11 protein-coding genes are annotated in these 15,269 nt (G+C 66.7%); 7 read left to right on the top strand and 4 right to left on the bottom strand.

What is annotated here, in order from left to right; all coding sequences use genetic code 11:
- Nucleotides 1-30: 30 nt before the first annotated feature.
- From proS to PX52LOC_RS13960, 4 genes are all read left to right on the top strand, one after another.
- A complete protein-coding gene (gene proS / locus PX52LOC_RS13945) occupies nt 31-1,539 on the top strand; it encodes a proline--tRNA ligase (protein ID WP_149110674.1) in 1,509 nt (502 codons plus the stop codon).
- A 158-nt stretch (nt 1,540-1,697) separates the two neighbouring features.
- Entirely contained in the window at nt 1,698-2,261 is a 564-nt protein-coding gene (locus tag PX52LOC_RS13950; protein ID WP_168218988.1) for an RNA polymerase sigma factor, read from the top strand.
- Nucleotides 2,258-2,770 carry a hypothetical protein gene (locus PX52LOC_RS13955; protein WP_149110676.1) on the top strand — a complete coding sequence of 171 codons (513 nt, stop codon included), beginning with the start codon at nt 2,258-2,260 and terminating at the stop codon, nt 2,768-2,770. The genes PX52LOC_RS13950 and PX52LOC_RS13955 overlap by 4 nt, the downstream gene beginning before the upstream one ends.
- Nucleotides 2,767-4,050 carry a tetratricopeptide repeat protein gene (locus tag PX52LOC_RS13960; RefSeq protein WP_149110677.1) on the top strand — a complete coding sequence of 428 codons (1,284 nt, stop codon included), beginning with the start codon at nt 2,767-2,769 and terminating at the stop codon, nt 4,048-4,050. The genes PX52LOC_RS13955 and PX52LOC_RS13960 overlap by 4 nt, the downstream gene beginning before the upstream one ends.
- Nucleotides 4,051-4,217: 167 nt before the next feature.
- Here PX52LOC_RS13960 and PX52LOC_RS13965 read toward each other — a convergent pair whose 3' ends face one another.
- Nucleotides 4,218-5,438: an outer membrane protein assembly factor BamB family protein gene (locus tag PX52LOC_RS13965; protein WP_149110678.1), complete on the bottom strand. Its 1,221-nt coding sequence runs from the start codon at nt 5,436-5,438 to the stop codon at nt 4,218-4,220.
- Nucleotides 5,439-5,447: 9 nt separating this feature from the next.
- Nucleotides 5,448-5,912, bottom strand: coding sequence for a hypothetical protein (locus PX52LOC_RS13970; protein WP_149110679.1), 465 nt, complete (start codon nt 5,910-5,912; stop codon nt 5,448-5,450).
- Nucleotides 5,913-6,195: 283 nt separating this feature from the next.
- Between PX52LOC_RS13970 and PX52LOC_RS13975 the strand changes: the two genes are divergently transcribed.
- Complete coding sequence (locus PX52LOC_RS13975; RefSeq protein WP_149110680.1) at nt 6,196-9,267, top strand: WD40 domain-containing protein; 3,072 nt, start codon at nt 6,196-6,198, stop codon at nt 9,265-9,267.
- Between the two features lie 12 nt (nt 9,268-9,279).
- Here PX52LOC_RS13975 and PX52LOC_RS13980 read toward each other — a convergent pair whose 3' ends face one another.
- Both PX52LOC_RS13980 and PX52LOC_RS40510 read right to left on the bottom strand, forming a co-directional pair.
- The gene (locus PX52LOC_RS13980; RefSeq protein ID WP_149110681.1) at nt 9,280-10,434 is read right to left on the bottom strand and encodes a hypothetical protein; all 1,155 of its coding nucleotides are present in this window, start codon (nt 10,432-10,434) and stop codon (nt 9,280-9,282) included.
- A gap of 497 nt (nt 10,435-10,931) precedes the next feature.
- Nucleotides 10,932-11,942, bottom strand: coding sequence for a hypothetical protein (locus PX52LOC_RS40510; RefSeq protein WP_168218989.1), 1,011 nt, complete (start codon nt 11,940-11,942; stop codon nt 10,932-10,934).
- 326 nt (nt 11,943-12,268) lie between these two features.
- On the opposite strand from PX52LOC_RS40510, the gene PX52LOC_RS13990 reads away from it, so the two are divergent.
- The gene (locus PX52LOC_RS13990; protein WP_149110682.1) at nt 12,269-13,900 is read left to right on the top strand and encodes a DUF1549 domain-containing protein; all 1,632 of its coding nucleotides are present in this window, start codon (nt 12,269-12,271) and stop codon (nt 13,898-13,900) included.
- Nucleotides 13,901-13,948: 48 nt separating this feature from the next.
- Nucleotides 13,949-15,250 (top strand): DUF1501 domain-containing protein, encoded by a 1,302-nt coding sequence (locus PX52LOC_RS13995; protein ID WP_149110683.1) that lies wholly within the window; start codon nt 13,949-13,951, stop codon nt 15,248-15,250.
- Nucleotides 15,251-15,269 lie beyond the last annotated feature (19 nt).

The following is a 15,269-nucleotide window of genomic DNA, read 5'->3' on the forward strand; positions in this document are numbered from 1 at the left end:
GTCGTGCCCCCGAATTCAGGATCACCGATCATGGCCGAGAAGATCACGCCCCGCGCGAAGGACTATCCTCAGTGGTACCTCGACGTGGTGCAGGAGGCCGGCCTCGCGGACAACTCCGACGTCCGCGGGTGCATGGTCATCAAGCCGACCGGGTACGCCCTGTGGGAAAAGATGCAGCGCGGCCTCGACAAGCTGTTCAAGGACACCGGCCACGTCAACGCTTACTTCCCCTTGTTCATCCCGATGAGCTACCTCGCCAAAGAAGAAGAGATGGCCGAGGGGTTCGCCAAGGAATGTGCCGTCGTCACGCACTACCGGCTGAAGGCCGACAAGGGCGTGCCGCTGCACGTCGACCCGGAAGCGAAGCTGGAAGAGCCGCTCATCATCCGGCCGACGTCCGAAACGATCATCTGGAACACGTACAAGAAGTGGATTCAGAGCCACGCCGACCTGCCGCTGCTCATCAACCAGTGGGCCAACGTCGTGCGGTGGGAGATGCGCACCCGCCTGTTCCTCCGCACGGCCGAGTTCCTCTGGCAAGAGGGCCACACCGCCCACGCCACCGGGAAGGAGGCCGAGGAGGAGACGCACAAGATGGTCCGCGTCTACCAGCAGTTCGCCGAGGAGTTCATGGCGATGCCGGTCCTCGTCGGCCCGAAGAGTGACGGGCAGAAGTTCCCCGGGGCGATTTACACGCTCTGCATTGAGGCATTGATGCAGGACGGCAAGGCGTTGCAGGCCGGCACGAGCCACTTCCTCGGGCAGAACTTCGCCAAGGCGTTCGACGTGAAGTTCACGACCGCCGACAACAAAAAGGAGTACGCCTGGGCCACCAGTTGGGGCGTCAGCACGCGGCTCATCGGCGGCCTGATTATGACGCACTCGGACGACAACGGGCTCGTGGTGCCGCCGCGGCTAGCCCCGCTGCACGTCGTCATCTGCCCGCTCGGCCGCACCGAAGCCGAGCGCGGCCCGAGCATCGCCGCCGCCGAGAAACTGGCCGCCGAACTGCGTGCCATCCCCCGCGACGACTTCTACGGGTACGAGCCGATCAGCGTGAAGATCGACACCATGTTCGACAAACAGCCCGGCTACCGGTACGCGGAGTACGAACTGCGGGGCGTGCCGGTGCGGGTGGAGATCGGCCCGAAGGACATCGAGAAGGCCGCGTGCGCCGTCGCCCGCCGCGACGTGCCCGGCAAGGACGGCAAGAAGTTCGGCATCCCGCTCGCGGACGCCGCCGGGTACATCGACACGCTGTTGCGGGACATTCAGAAGTCTCTGTTCGAGAAGGCGAAGAAGCACCGCGAATCGACGACCCGCACGGCCAACAGTTACGACGAGTTCAAGCAGATGATCGAGCAGCCCGGCTTCATCTACGCCCACTGGGACGGCACCCGCGAGACAGAGGACAAGATTCAGGAGGAGACGAAGGCGACGATCCGGTGCATCCCGTTCGACGGCCCGACGGAACCGGGAACGTGCATGGTCACGGGCAAGCCGAGCGCGAAGCGGGTGGTGTTCGCACGGGCGTATTGATCCTATTGTTTTGGCGAGCCGAGCGGCGTAAGCCGCCGGGTGAAGATCACTCACCCGGCGGCTTACGCCGCTCGGCTCGCCACTTCTGCACATTTTCCCTTCGTCACTTCTCCCGCTGCCTCCGTTACAACACGTAACATCCCCGAACGGAGGTGGGATTGGGTGCCCCGGAACCGCGTGCTGATCTCATCCGCCGGTGGCAGCAGGGCGAGCCGGCTGCTTTCGAGACGCTCGTGCGCACCTGGGAAGGCCCCATCGGGCGGTTCCTCTACCGGCTGACGCGGTCGGCCGAGACGGCCCGCGACCTGTCGCAAGAGGTGTTCACGCGGGTTTACCAGGCCCGCCACTCGTACCGCGACCGGGGGCACTTTTCGACCTGGATCTACCGCGTTGCCCTCAACTTGGCCCGCGACGAGGCCCGGCGGTCGCGGCGGGTGACGGAGCCGTACCCGGACCACGAACTCGCCTGCGTTGGCACGGCGGCCGACGGGTGGGCGGAACAGCAGGAGACGGTCGCGAAGGTCGTGGCCGCGCTCGGCGAACTGTCGCCGTCACTCCGCGAAGTTGTCGTCCTGCGGTACTACGAAGAGTTCAGCTTCGAAGAAATGGGCCGTCTGCTGGAAACGCCGGCGAGTACGCTGAAGTCCCGGTTCGGCGTGGCCCTTCGCCAACTGGAAGACCGCCTCGCCGCCCACGGTCTTCGCCCGGAGGATCGAACATGACCGACGACGTGCCGCTGGAAGTTCGCCGATTGCTGGACGCGCTGCCGTCGCCGGAGTTGCCGCCGGTGGACGTGGCCGCGATTCTGGGGGCCGAAGTTCACCGCCAGCGGTCGTCGGCCCGCTTCTGGAAGTGGGCCGCCGGCGCGAGTGCCGGGTTGGCCGCCGCGGTCGTGCTCGCGGCCGGCTTGCGACCGCAACCGCCCGCGCCGGGGCCGTCCGCCGAGATGATCGCCCTCCGCGACCGGTTGGCGAAGTTGGAAGCCGTCCCCGCCGCGCCTCCGGACACGGCAAAGCTCGAAGCGAAACTCAACGACATCAACGACCTCCTGCTGACGCTCGCCGCCGACGTGAACCAGCGCGACGAGAAACAGCGGCAGGCGATCCGCACGGTCGCGAAGCAAGTGAACGACCTGCGGGCACTTTCCGACAACCGCTGGACGGAAACGAAGTCCACCAGCGACGCCCTCTATATCCTCCACCAGTCCTCGCGGAAGGAAACGAAGCCATGACCCCGCTCGTGAAGTTCACCCTCGCACTCCTGCTGCCCCTTACCGCGTTTGCGGCGGCGCGGGGGCAAGACGTGAAAGCGCCACCGAAACTCTCGACCGACCCGAAAGCGGCCGAGATGACCGAGGACGTGGAAGTCCTGCGGCGGCTACTGAACAAGGCGGTCGGGCTGGACGCCATCCGCCTGAACGCTTTTTCAACCTTCCACCCGAACGCGGGCGTGGTGAACGAGGTGTACATGGAACTGGCCACCCCCCCGAGCGGGGAGGGGGCACCGCGGGAAGCGACCACGCCAGCCTACTACAGCTTGTCCCGGCGGGTGAGGTCCGGGGCCGACGCAGGCTTGCAATTTGACGGCGTGTACCTGAAGGGCCACGGCATCGCGTACACGGTGCGACTGGCCACGCTCGATCAAGCGGCCGCCGGCCCGCACGAGAAGGCGGCCGGGATGGAGGTGACGTGCCAGAACTGCCACACGGCGGCCGACGCGACGAAGTTCAACCTGAAGGCGGCCGCCGCCGTGAAGCCTCCGACCGATTGGGAGAAGGCCCGCGACGAACTCCGCGGCGGGCCGGCGAAAGTCGATCCGAACACGCCGCGGCCGAACGTGGCCGAGATGTGCGTCCCCGGTGCCCTGTCGGAGGCGGTGACGAAACTCCTCGCCGTCAACGGCCGGCACCTGCGACACCTGACGGCCGACGAGAGCGTGTCTGTCGTCGTCACCTATGACGGCCTCACCGGGGCCGCGCACGACCGCGTGACCGGCACGATGGCCGACCCCAGTCTTTGGAATCCCAAGCCGTCGGCGAACGGCCCCGCGACGACGTTCGGCCTGACGGCTGATGAGGCGAAGCAGATCGTCCTCGGCGACCTGCACCTGAAGCAAGGCAAGAACGAGGAGGCGGTGAAGGCGTATGAGGCGGCCCTGGCCCGCTACGGGATGCCGACCGTCACGATCACCCCCCTGAAGGGCGCGAAATACGCCGACGTGCAGGCGGCGGCTCAGGAGGTTCAAAAGAGCGTGACGACGGCCTATCGCTCGCTGGCCCAGGCGTACATCGGCGTCGGCAACCTTGACGCGGCGAAGCGGGCGTTGGAACTGGCCCAGGGCTTGAAGGTCGAACTGAGCGGTGCGAAGACGGGAGCGGCCACGCCGGTCCCGGCGAAGATTCTGTTGACCGTGAAGAAAGGCCACCTCGACGCGGCCGAGAAACTCTCTCCGGCCGAGTTCCGCAAGGGCGTGACGGTGGAGATGGTGGGGATGACGCCGATGAAGAAGTAGGCGGGCCAGGGATGGTTGTGCCGCATCAACGGCGAGCGGCCCGGCGTGAGCGGGCCGTGTCTGAGGGGACACTCTCCAGACACGGCCCGCTCACGCCGGGCCGCTCGCCGTCGCATTGACGGGATGATTTCCGCGGGTGAAAATCGGTCAGCCTCGGCAGGACTGACCTACTTCCCGGCCGGCAGTTCGATCGCGAACAGTTGCTTCTCGTCGCGGAGGTAGACGACGCCGTTGACGAGGGCCGGGTGCGCCCACGTCGGGCCGCAGACCTTCGACTTCGCGAGTTCCTTGTACTCCTTCGCGTCCGGTTGGAACAGCGTCAGGCCGCCCTTGTCGTCGAGCATGAGGAGCTTGCCGTCGCCGGTGAGGACGAGGGCCGCGTGGTAGCCGCCGACGCCCTTCTTCTCCCAGCGGACGGTGCCGGTCTTGGCCTCGACGCACCGCAGAGTGATCGACGGCGTGATGCTCAGCACGCCGTTGAGCATGTACAGGTCGTCGCCGACGGCCACCGGCGTCGAGAAGTAACAATTCAGTTTCGGCTTCTTCCACTCCGACGTGACGCCCGGCTTTTCGCCGAGCGTGAGCTTGAACAACTCCGCGCCGCGGGTGACGGAACTGGCCACGAGCGATTCGCCCACCACCAGCGGCGTGGTCGCGCTCTCGCTGCTGCGGTCCGCGAACGGCACCTTCCACAACTCCGCGCCGTCGGCCACGGCCAGACCGCGGAGGTACTGCTTCGTCAGGAACACGACCTCGGCCGCCTTGCCGGTGCCGACCGCAATCGGCGACGAGTAACTGGCGTTGTCGTCGGTCGCCTTCCACGCGACCTCCCCGGTCTTACAATCGAAGGCAACGACGCCTGCCCCCTTGCCGCCGACGTTGACGAACACCTTCCCGTCGGCCACGAGCGGCGACCCGGAGATGCCGAAGAAGAGGTTCTCGGCCTGAAACTTCTTGAGCGTATCGACCTTCCACTGAACCTCGCCGGTCTTCGCGTCCCACGCCGCCAGCACGCCGGTACTGCCGAGGGTGAAGACCTGCCCGCCCGCGACGGCCGGCGTCCCCCGCGGACCGTTGCCGAACAGCAGGTCGAGCGGTTCGCGGTCGTAGCTCTTCTCCCACTTCTGCTCGCCGGTTTTCGCGTCGTAGGCGGCCAGGGCGTCGGCGTTCTTCCCCTTCGGCTGGTAGAAGGCGTACACCACGCCGTCCGCGACCACCGGCGAAGCGTGGGCCTCGCCGACCGGCTGCTTCCACAGCACCTTCGGCTCGCCGGTCCAGGCGGCCACCTTCTCCGTCGTGGTGTTGTCGCGTTTCGGCCCGAGGAACTGCGGCCAGTCGGCGGCGGTTGCGGACGACGTGACGAGCAGGGCGGCGAGAAGCGAACGCATGGAGCATCCTCACGCGATGAGGGGAAGCGACACCCGTGTCGAAGGCTCGACGGGGGCCGGTTCCGGGGGATCGGCTTCATTCAGGAATACGTGCAGCGGGGCGTACCGCCATCCAGTGCCGAACTCGTCGGCGAGATTTTTCATCTTCGCCAGTGCCGCCTCCGTGAGAGGCTGCTGTTGCTCCTGGAAGGCCGGGTCGCAGAAGTAAATGCGGCAGCCGATCGGCCGGTGATCGCGGGCGGTGCAGAGGTTGTCGACCTGGAACGGGCAGCCGTCCCGCGTGACCGGCTTCGCGAACGGCAGGCCGGCTTCGAGAAGGATTTCCGCCTCGAAGTGGCTGAGGAAGAGCGTGTGGCCGTACTCGGTGAACCGGCAGCAGCGGCCCGACGCATCGCACCGCGGCGACGCCGCGGCAACGGCGGCATCGACCTCGGCGTAGACGGCCCGCAGGCGGTCGCGGAGTTCGGGGGGCATTGGGGTCAGATTCCTCGCGGTGGCGGAACAGTTACTGTATCAGGAACGGCGAGCGAATTTTCTCCCTCTCCCCCGGCTTTGAGGGGGAGAGGGTCGGGGTGAGGGGGAAGACCTTCGCCCCGTGCGAAGACCGTTTGCCGTGGCAGGGAGGTTCACCCCCTCACCCTAACCCTCTCCCCCTCAAAGCCGGGGGAGAGGGAATTAAGTTGGGTTGTGTAACACTTCGTGTCCGCCACTCGCCCCGTCGCGTATACTCGACTCGGCTTCCTCAGCAGGAGAAGTTATGAGCCGGTTCCCCGCGGCGGTGGTGGTACTTCTCGCGTCCGTTGGCTTCGCGGTCGCCCAAACCGATGGGCCGACGGCCGAGGCCGTGAAGGCGCTCGCGGCGAAGTTCCAGGACGAGCGAGCCGAGGGGTTGAAACTCGGCGAGCCGGCCGACCGCATGGCGACGGCGGATCAGTTCTTCGCCAAGGGGGGAGCGGCCCTCAAAGAAGAGAACTTTGTCGCTGCGGCCCGACTAGTGCGCGAAGCCCGGTGGGCGTTGCCGGCCCGGCCGTTGGGGTTGCCCGAGAACGTCGAGCGCGTGATTGGCTATGTTCGCCTGCGGCACGCCGACCGGGTCAACGCGATGGCGTACACGCCCGACGGTGGCAAGCTCGTCACCGTCTCGCGGGACGGCACCGCCCGCGTCTGGGACTTGGGCAACGGCCGCGAGGTGCTCGCTTACCGCGGGCATGTGGCCCCGCCGGGCGACGAGAAGGGCGGCGTGGAAGACAAACTCGTGTTCCGCGTGCCGGCCGTGGCCGTCTCGGCCGACGGCGAGTGGGCCGCGTCGTCGGGCAGCGGCGAGGTGCAGGTCTGGAGCCTGAAGACCGGCAAGCTAAAGAAGAAACTCACCTCCCCGAACCAACTCCTCATCCGCGGTCTAGCCTTCTTCCCGGACGGCAAGACGATCGTCTCGGCCGGCGACGACAAGTTCGTGCGCATCTACGACATCGAAGCCGGCAAGGAGACCGTCACGTTCCACCAGCAGACGAACCGCATTGAGGCGATGGCCCTCAGCCCGAACGCGAAGTTGATCGCGACGGTCGATTCCAACGGCATCCTCGGCGTCTACAAGGCCGACGCCTCCGAGAAGAAGCCGATCATGAGCGTCCAGGCCAGTGACCTGAACGGCGCGCTGCTCGGCGTCGTCTTCACCGCCGACGGCTCGAAGCTGTTCACCGGCGGTGCCGGCGGGCCGAGTCCGACGCCGCGGCTGACGACCGGACCGGGGCCGGACGGCGCAACCGTGCCGGGGATGACCTCGACGGTGATGCGGTTCCCCGGCCACACCGAGCGCGTCACCGCCGTGGCCGCCACGCGGGACGGCAAGCTCTTCGCCACGACGAGCGAAGACCGGAGCGTTCGCATCTGGGACGCCGCCAACGGCAAGAGCATCCGCCACTTCCAGGGCTTGCTCTCGGGCGGGTCGGCCATCGCCATCCGGCCGGACGGCAAGCAACTGGCCGTCGGCACAGAGGAAGGCACGATTCGCCTCTGGGACTTGAGCGCCACCGACGAGAACCGCGCGTCGGCCGACGCGGCCGATTCCCTCTGGGCGGCGGCGTTCACGCCGGACGGGTCGAAGTTCGCTACCGGCGGGGCGGACCGCACCGTTCGCATTTACGACACGGCCACCGGCAAACTCGAACACAAGCTCACCGGCCACACCGCCGCAGTGACGGCCGTGGCCTTCCTGCCCGGCGACCGACTCGCGTCGGCCGGTGGCGACAAGGTCATCAAGTTGTGGGACGCGAAGGCGGGCAAGTTCCTCCGCGACCTGACCGGCCACGCCTCCGCGGTGTTGACGCTGGCTGCCGACAACGGCGTGCTGGTGTCCGGCGGCATCGACAAGACCGTGAAGGGCTGGAACCTCGATACCGGCAAGCCGACGTGGAGTTGGACGGGCCGCTCGGCCGTCGCCGCGGTCGCCGTCCGCAAGGGCGGCAAGCAGGTCGCGGTCGGCACGGCCGACGGGTGGCTCACGATCCTCGACTTGGCCGGGGGCGAGCCGAAGCCGGTCGGCAGCGGGCAGCAGGCGCACGCCGCCGGGGTTGCGTCGGCCGTTTATGCCGCGGACGGGGCGAAGCTCGCGACCGTCGGCGGCGACGGCAAACTCTCCTTCTGGGCGGTGGCCGACAACGGCACGCCGAGCAGTTTGACGAAGGACGAGCCGAAGAAGTCCGGGTCGGCCACGGCCACCATCACCCCGAACCTCCCCGCACTGTCGGCGGTGGCGTTCAGCCCCGACGGGCGGATGGCGGCCTCGGCCGGGGCGGACATGGTCTTGCACGTCTGGGATACCGCGACCGGCGGCGAAATCCGCACTCTCCGCGGGCCGACCGATTGGGTCACGGCCGTCGCCTTCGCCCCGGACGGCGAGCACCTCCTGTGCGTCGGCGTGGACCGCGTCGCCCGGCTCTTCGAACTGAGCAAGGCCGAAGCGACCGCCCGCGTCGGCCACGCGATGGCCGCGCGGGCCGTGGCCGTCCGCAAAGACGGCAAACTGATTGCGTCCGGGTCCGACGACAAGACGGTGAAGCTCTGGGAACTGGCGACCGGCAAGGAAGTCGCCACGCTGACCGGCGCAACCGACGTGGTGTTCGCCGTCGGCTTCGCCGGTGACAGCGTCGCGGCGGGCGGGAGCGACTCGCGGCTGCGGACCTGGGACGCGGCGACCGGGAAGGCCGAGAAGAACGCGGCGATGGGCCGGATTTACGTCCTCCAACCCGCCGCCGACGGCAAGAAACTCGGCATCTGGGCGCGGACGACCAACGACAAGGATATGTATGAGATCGTGCCGCTCGACGACGCGAGAGCGCTGCCGGCGATTTCCGAGATCGGCCGGGCGTCGGCGTGCGTTGCATTCTCGGCCGACCTGTCGTGGGTTGCGTCCGGCGACGAGCAGGGCCACGTCCGCATCTGGGACACGGCCACGCGGATGCAGGTCGATTCCGACTGGCCGGTTCACGCCAAGCCGATCGCCGACCTGGGCTTCACCCCGGACAAGAAGACGCTGGTGGCCGTGGACCAGACCGGCCTGGCGAAGATCGCCGACACCGCCAAGCGGGAGGTGCTGCACACGGCCAAGACCGGCGTCACGGCCGTGGCCGGCGTGATGATTTCCCCGACCGGCGACAAGTTCGCCGTCATCGGGGGCGAAGGGCAGGTCAAGACGTTCGACCTGACGGGCGAGGAACTGCGGGCGTGGCAGATGCCCACCAGCGTGAACGGCGTCGCCTTTACCCCCGACGGCAAGAAGCTGATCGCCGCCAACGCCGACGGCACGCTGGCGGTGCTCGTGATGCCGTAACCTTCCCGCAGCTTACTTCAGGGCCTCGAAGTTGTCGAGGAACGGCTGCACTTCCGGGTCGGTGCGCTCGTTCATCCTAGAGCCGCTGTAAATGGCGATGAGCACACGGTTGCCGGATACGATGCCTCGGAAGATGAGCTTGCCGTTCGAGCCATAATCCACCTTCCCAACCCGGCTGACACGGCCGTTCTGCTCTAACATCGGCGGCTCGAAGGTGGCCGGCCCTTGAACCGAGGACTGTTTGCGGAGGTAGGCGTTCATGGCGTCGAAGAGAACTTTCTCCGGCTTCTCGCCATTCGCCTCGACCGTCCACCGGATTAGTGCGTAATACTTTAGGTTGTTTACCGCGTTCCACTCCTCGCTGTCGGGCGGGTCGTCGCGTCTGCGGGCCGTGTCCTTCTTGGGCCGCTCGGGGAAGTACAGGATCACCTCGTTCAGCGGGTCTCGGAACTTCTCCCACCCGGCCGGCACGCCCACGGGTAATTTGTCGCTTCGCGGGGCCAAGTCGGCAGCCACGCTCGTTGGCAGGAAGTTCTCGATAAATGGTTTCACGTCGTCGTCCTTCTCGGACATGGTCGGCGGCCCCGTCACGCGGGCCTCGACTAACTGGCCGCCGGCCACTGCCAGACGAGAGACCAACCGCTTGTTCTCGCCCGGCACGTCAACAAACACGTAAACGCTGTCGTACCCAACCGTACTTTCCATCTTCGTTACCTTCGAACCCGGCCGGGTTGCTCGCATGTCAATTGCCGTAAAACCCAGGTACACCAAAATCCCCCGGTTCAGAGCGTTTTCCGGTATGGGCGACCGCAGCAATTCGTACGTCTTGTCGCCGCGTGTTTTCGCCCACGCCTCCCCGGCTATGCGGTGGTCGTGGCCCAACGTCACCCCGGCATTCTCGTCACGCTGCGGTTGCCCGTCGGGGAAGTACGCCTCGATCCCGCCGAGGGGATCATTGAACTTCTCCCACCCGGCCGGGAGGGCCGTCCCCCATTTCCACGGCCGGTTGTCGGCCGGCGGCGGCGGTTCGGCTGCCTTGGCGGGTGGCGAGTGGGCGGGTGCCTGGGCCACCTCGCCCGAGTCTTTCATGTCCCGCCCGCCTCTCTTCGAGATCGCGTATACGATGCCGAGGGCGACGAGCGTGAGTACGACACCCCCGCCGAGCATCAGTGGCCACTTCGGTGTCTGACTCTTCTTGGGCGCACGGCCTTGGCCGACCCGCCGGCGCGGCTTGGTTCGCTCAGGTGCCTCCCCGTCGTCGTCCCGGGCCTGGCGGCGCGAGGGGCGATCATCGTCGTCGCGGTCCTCGTCCCGGTCCGGCCGAGGCTTCCGGGTTGGCTTCCTTGCTGCTTCCGAGGGACGGGCGGGCCGACGGATCGGTTCGGCCGGGGCGTCCGTGGCAGGTTCGCCCTCCTCGGCGTCAACCGCCCGGGGGACGGCTACCGCCTGTTGACACCGAGGGCACCGAACTGACTTGCCGACGGCATGATCCGGTGCCGTCAACCGGGTGGAGCAAGAGGGGCACGAAAGAAGTATGGGCATGGGCGGCTCCTGATTGCAGGTGTCGTGGTATCGAGTCTTCCCGAGCGGGGGAAGCGGAGCTAAGGCAACAGCCTCCATCACGACCGGCGCGGCAGCCCTACCGCGGCGCGAGCGGGTGACGGTCACTTCAATGTCTTGATGTGCTCGAAGTACGGGAAGATTTCGGCGTCGATTCGGCTGATCTTCGGACCGCCCTTCACCTGGGCGAAGATCAGCCGGTTGCCGGACAGCATCAGGAACAGCACGATCCGTTTCTTCTCAGCCGGTAGGTCGATGTCGCACACCCGGACCGACTTCCCGGCCTGGGTTAGGTTGATGAAGCTCGACTCCTTGGCCCGCGGGAAGACGCTCCGCACGCCGGCGGCCGCCTCGGCCAGGGTGGCCTCCGGCTTCTTCCCCTTCAGGTCGGCGTCCGTGACCGTGATCCGCTGCAAGAGGTAGACGTTGGTGCCAGACTGGTGCGTCCACACGTCGGCGGGGCCACCGGTGGCCTTGGCCAGATTGGCACTCAGAGCCGCGTCTTTATCCGGCTGCCCGAACGGGAAGTAGACTTCGAGTTCGTCGAGTGGGTCTTTGAACTTCTCCCATTCCGGCGGCAGACCCGGCGGCCGCTTGGCAGTCGTGGGCTTGGCCTCGGCCGGCTTCTGACCGCCCCCTAGGTCGCCGAAGTTGATGGCAATGGGTTGTTGGTTGTTAATCGCTCCTGGGAAGCCGCCCCTGCGGTTCTGATCGCGGTCCGCGATCGCATCGTTAAACGACGCCAGTTGGTACATCGTGGAGACGATGAGCGCCACGACGAGCAAGCCGCCGACGGCCCCGGCGATCAGGCCACGCTGCTTGAGTTTGTTCCCGGTCGGCTTTCCCTTCCGACGCGGCCCGTCTTCTTCGTCCGACCGCCGGCCGGCCTTCGAGCGGGACGGCGAATCGTCTTCGTCTTCGTCCGGCACAGGGCGTCGTTTGCTCGGCCGCTCTTCGGCGTCTTCCTCGCGGGCCGCCCGTCGCTTGCTCGGTCGCTCGCCGGATTCCTTGTCCCCCTTCGCCGGCGGCACGGGCTGGGACCCGGACTTTTTGACGAGCGGGGGCGGTACGTCGTCCACAACCTCGAAGCCTTCCTCCTCAGGCGGCTTGGGCACGGGCACGGGTTTCTGACACTTCGGGCAGCGCACGGCCTTCCCGGCGGCTTGGTCGGGCGCGTTGAGGCGTGCGGCACAAGAGCCACACGAAACTGCGATGGGCATGATAATCCAAGAATTAAAGCGGGCGGTGCAAGGCTAGGACTAGCCGCCCGGTGAGCGGGCGACAAGGCGAGGTCGAGCAAGATGGATGCCATTTCTCTCTGGCGTTGGCCGCGGGAAATGGTACAGTGTTCAGTGCATTCCGCTCCGGGCAAAAGTCCGGTTCGTGAACCCGCCGTAATTTCGTCTCACCGACGACACCCCACCCCATTTGGAGCCAGCCCATGCGGTTGCTCCGTCTTGTTCTGTCCGGCCTCGCGGTTCTCACCTACGCCGCCACCGGACGCACGGACGATTTGCCCCCCGCCGGCCGACCGATTGAATCGGTCGTCGATCAGTTCGTTGACGCGAAGATGGCGGCCGACAAGGTCACGCCGGCCGAGTTGGCCGACGATGCCACGCTCGTCCGCCGACTGACGCTCGACCTCGTCGGCCGCATACCGACGGTCGGCGAGACGGACGCTTACTTGAAGTCGACCGACGCCGACAAGCGGACGAAGTTGATCGACCGCCTGATGGCCTCGACGGCGTTCGACCGCCACCAGGCGATTCAGTTCGACGTCATGCTCAACGGCGAACTCGCCCGCCAGGGTCGCGGGAGCGTCCGCGATTACTTGACGCAGGCGATGAAAGACCGCAAGCCGTGGGACCAGATCTTCCGCGAACTAATGCTGCCCGGCGACACCGACGCGACGAAGGCGGCCGGCGAGTTCCTACGGGCGCGGGTGACGGACGCCGACAAGATGACCAACGACGTGAGCGTGGCGTTCTTCGGCGTGAACGTCAGTTGCGCCCAGTGTCACGATCACCCGTTGGTGAAAGACTGGAAGCAGGACCACTTCTTCGGCATGAAGTCGTTCCTCGCCCGCACCTACGAGGCCGGTAACTTCGTCGCCGAGCGGGACGCGGGCGTGGTGAAGTTCAAGCCGATCAAAGGCCCGGAGAAGACGGCGAAGCTGATGTTCCTAACCGGGGCGGTCGTCGAAACCGACACGCTCCGCGAACTCAGCAAGGACGAGCAGAAGAAGGAAAAGGAGGCGGCCGACAAGAAGAAGGACAAGACCGCTACCGCCGCGCCGCCGCGCCCGAAGTTCAGCGCCCGGGAAAAGCTGGTGGAAGTCGCGCTCCAGCCAAAGGAAGCCGAGTTCTTCTCGCGGTCGATCGTCAACCGCCTCTGGCACCGCTTCTTCGGCAGCGGCCTCGTCAACCCGCTCGACCAGATGCACAGCGAGAACCCGGCCTCGCACCCAGACCTGCTCAAGTGGCTGGCCCGCGACCTGGCCGCCCACAAGTACGACCTCCGGCGACTGGTCCGCGGCATCGTGATGAGCAAGGCGTACTCGCGAGACAGTCGATATTCCAGCGAGTCGCGGCCGGAGGACAAGTACTTCGCCGTGGCGAAGCTAAAGCCGCTGACGCCGCAACAACTGGCGACCTCGCTGAAGATCGCCACGACCGACCCGAAGAGCTTCGAAGGGTTGAAGGAGTCGGAGTTCGAGAAGCGGATCGAGCAAGCGGAACAAGCCGGCCGTGGCTTGGCGTCGCTGATCGCGCAGCCGACGGACAACTTCCAGATCGGCGTCGCCGAAGCCCTCTTGTTCAGCAACGGCGACCGTGTGGCGAAGGAGTACCTGACCGACGGCGGCGGCACACTGCTCGCGGCGGCAAAGGCGGCGAAGGAGCCGACCGACGCCGTGGCCCTGCTCGTGCGAACGTCGATGGCCCGCCCCGCGGGTGACGACGAAGTGAAAGCCCTGACGGCCTACGCGACCGAGCGGAAGGACCGTGCGGCCGACGCCTACAAGCAAATCCTCTGGGCGCTCGTGACGTGCCCGGAGTTCCGCTTCTGTCACTAATCCCCAAAGCCCGCCCGTTGCGACGGGCAGGCTTTTCGGAGTTCTCACATGTTCCACAAGCGATGCACCCCCGGTGAACACGCCGTCGGGCGTCGGGCCTTCCTCGGGGCGTCCACGGCCTTCGCGGCAACCGCGTTCGCCGACATGACCGGCTTGAACGTCCTCGGTTCGTCGGCCCTCGCCGCCGACCTGAAGAAGACGCAGAAGCGGGTCATCCTGCTCTGGCTCGCCGGCGGCTGTAGCCAACTTGAAACCTGGGACCCGAAGCCGGGGGCCAGCACCGGCGGGCCGTTCCGGGCGATCCCGACTGACGTGACCGGCGTTCACATCTCGGAACTGATGCCGCAGATGGCCCAGCGGATGAAGCACGTCTGCGTGATGCGTGGCCTCGACACGAAGAACGGCGACCACGGCAGCGCCGCGAAACTCATGATGCGCGGCCGCCGCGACGAGGCCGGCCTGAAGTACCCGGACCTCGGGGCCGTCGTCGCCCGCGAGATGGGCCGGGCGGATAGCAAGGTGCCCGACTACGTCACCTTCTACACGCAGACCGAAGGCCGCAGTTTCGCCCCCGGCGACTCCGGCTTCCTCGGCGCCCGGTACGCCCCGATGGAACTGACGACGAACAACATCCCCGAGTACATCCGCAAGTTGGACGGCATCTCGGACCTCGACCACAAGCAGCGCGGCGAACTCCGCGACCTGCTCGGCAAGCAGTTCACGAAGGGCCGGCAGTCCGAAACGATGGGCAGCCACAACGAGGCTTACGAGCGCGTCCGTGGCATCATGGCCAGCGAGAGCCTGTTCGACATCTCGAAGGAGCCGCAGAAGGTTCGCGACCGCTACGGCCCGACGCAGTTCGGCCAGCAAGCTCTGATCGCCCGCCGCCTCGTGGAAGCCGGTGTGCCGTTCGTCCGCGTCGCCCGCGCCTGGTGGGACAGCCACGGCCAGAACTTCGAAACGCACCAGGAGATGGTCCCGGAACTCGACCACGTGATGGCTGCCCTGATCGACGACCTGAAGGACCGCGGCCTCTTGAACGACGTGATGATCGTGACGCTGTCCGAGTTCGGCCGCACGCCGGGCATCAACAGCAGTCTGGGCCGCGACCACTTCGCGAGCGCCTGGAGTTCGACGATCACCGGCTGCGGCATCAAGGGCGGCAGCGTCTACGGCAAGACCGACGACAAGGGCAACAAGGTCGTCGCCGAGCAAGTCGACGGTGGTAGCCTGTTCGCGACGATCTACGCCGCCCTCGGCATCAACCCGGAGAAGAACTACTACGTCGGCAGCCGCCCGATCCCGCTGGTGAACCCCGGCGTGCAAGCGGTGGAGGAAGTGTTGTTGTAATCGACAGCCCTCGATTCGT

The organism is Limnoglobus roseus, from assembly GCF_008254045.1.
GTDB classification, from domain to species: domain Bacteria; phylum Planctomycetota; class Planctomycetia; order Gemmatales; family Gemmataceae; genus Limnoglobus; species Limnoglobus roseus.

Bases quoted from the DNA above. Each gene is read 5' to 3' on its own strand.
- proS (WP_149110674.1), top strand. From the start codon at position 31: ATGGCCGAGAAGATCACGCCCCGCGCGAAGGACTATCCTCAGTGGTAC.
- PX52LOC_RS13955 (WP_149110676.1), top strand. From the start codon at position 2,258: ATGACCGACGACGTGCCGCTGGAAGTTCGCCGATTGCTGGACGCGCTG.
- PX52LOC_RS13960 (WP_149110677.1), top strand. From the start codon at position 2,767: ATGACCCCGCTCGTGAAGTTCACCCTCGCACTCCTGCTGCCCCTTACC.
- PX52LOC_RS13965 (WP_149110678.1), bottom strand. From the start codon at position 5,438: ATGCGTTCGCTTCTCGCCGCCCTGCTCGTCACGTCGTCCGCAACCGCC.
- PX52LOC_RS13970 (WP_149110679.1), bottom strand. From the start codon at position 5,912: ATGCCCCCCGAACTCCGCGACCGCCTGCGGGCCGTCTACGCCGAGGTC.
- PX52LOC_RS13975 (WP_149110680.1), top strand. From the start codon at position 6,196: ATGAGCCGGTTCCCCGCGGCGGTGGTGGTACTTCTCGCGTCCGTTGGC.
- PX52LOC_RS13980 (WP_149110681.1), bottom strand. From the start codon at position 10,434: ATGCTCGGCGGGGGTGTCGTACTCACGCTCGTCGCCCTCGGCATCGTA.
- PX52LOC_RS13990 (WP_149110682.1), top strand. From the start codon at position 12,269: ATGCGGTTGCTCCGTCTTGTTCTGTCCGGCCTCGCGGTTCTCACCTAC.
- PX52LOC_RS13995 (WP_149110683.1), top strand. From the start codon at position 13,949: ATGTTCCACAAGCGATGCACCCCCGGTGAACACGCCGTCGGGCGTCGG.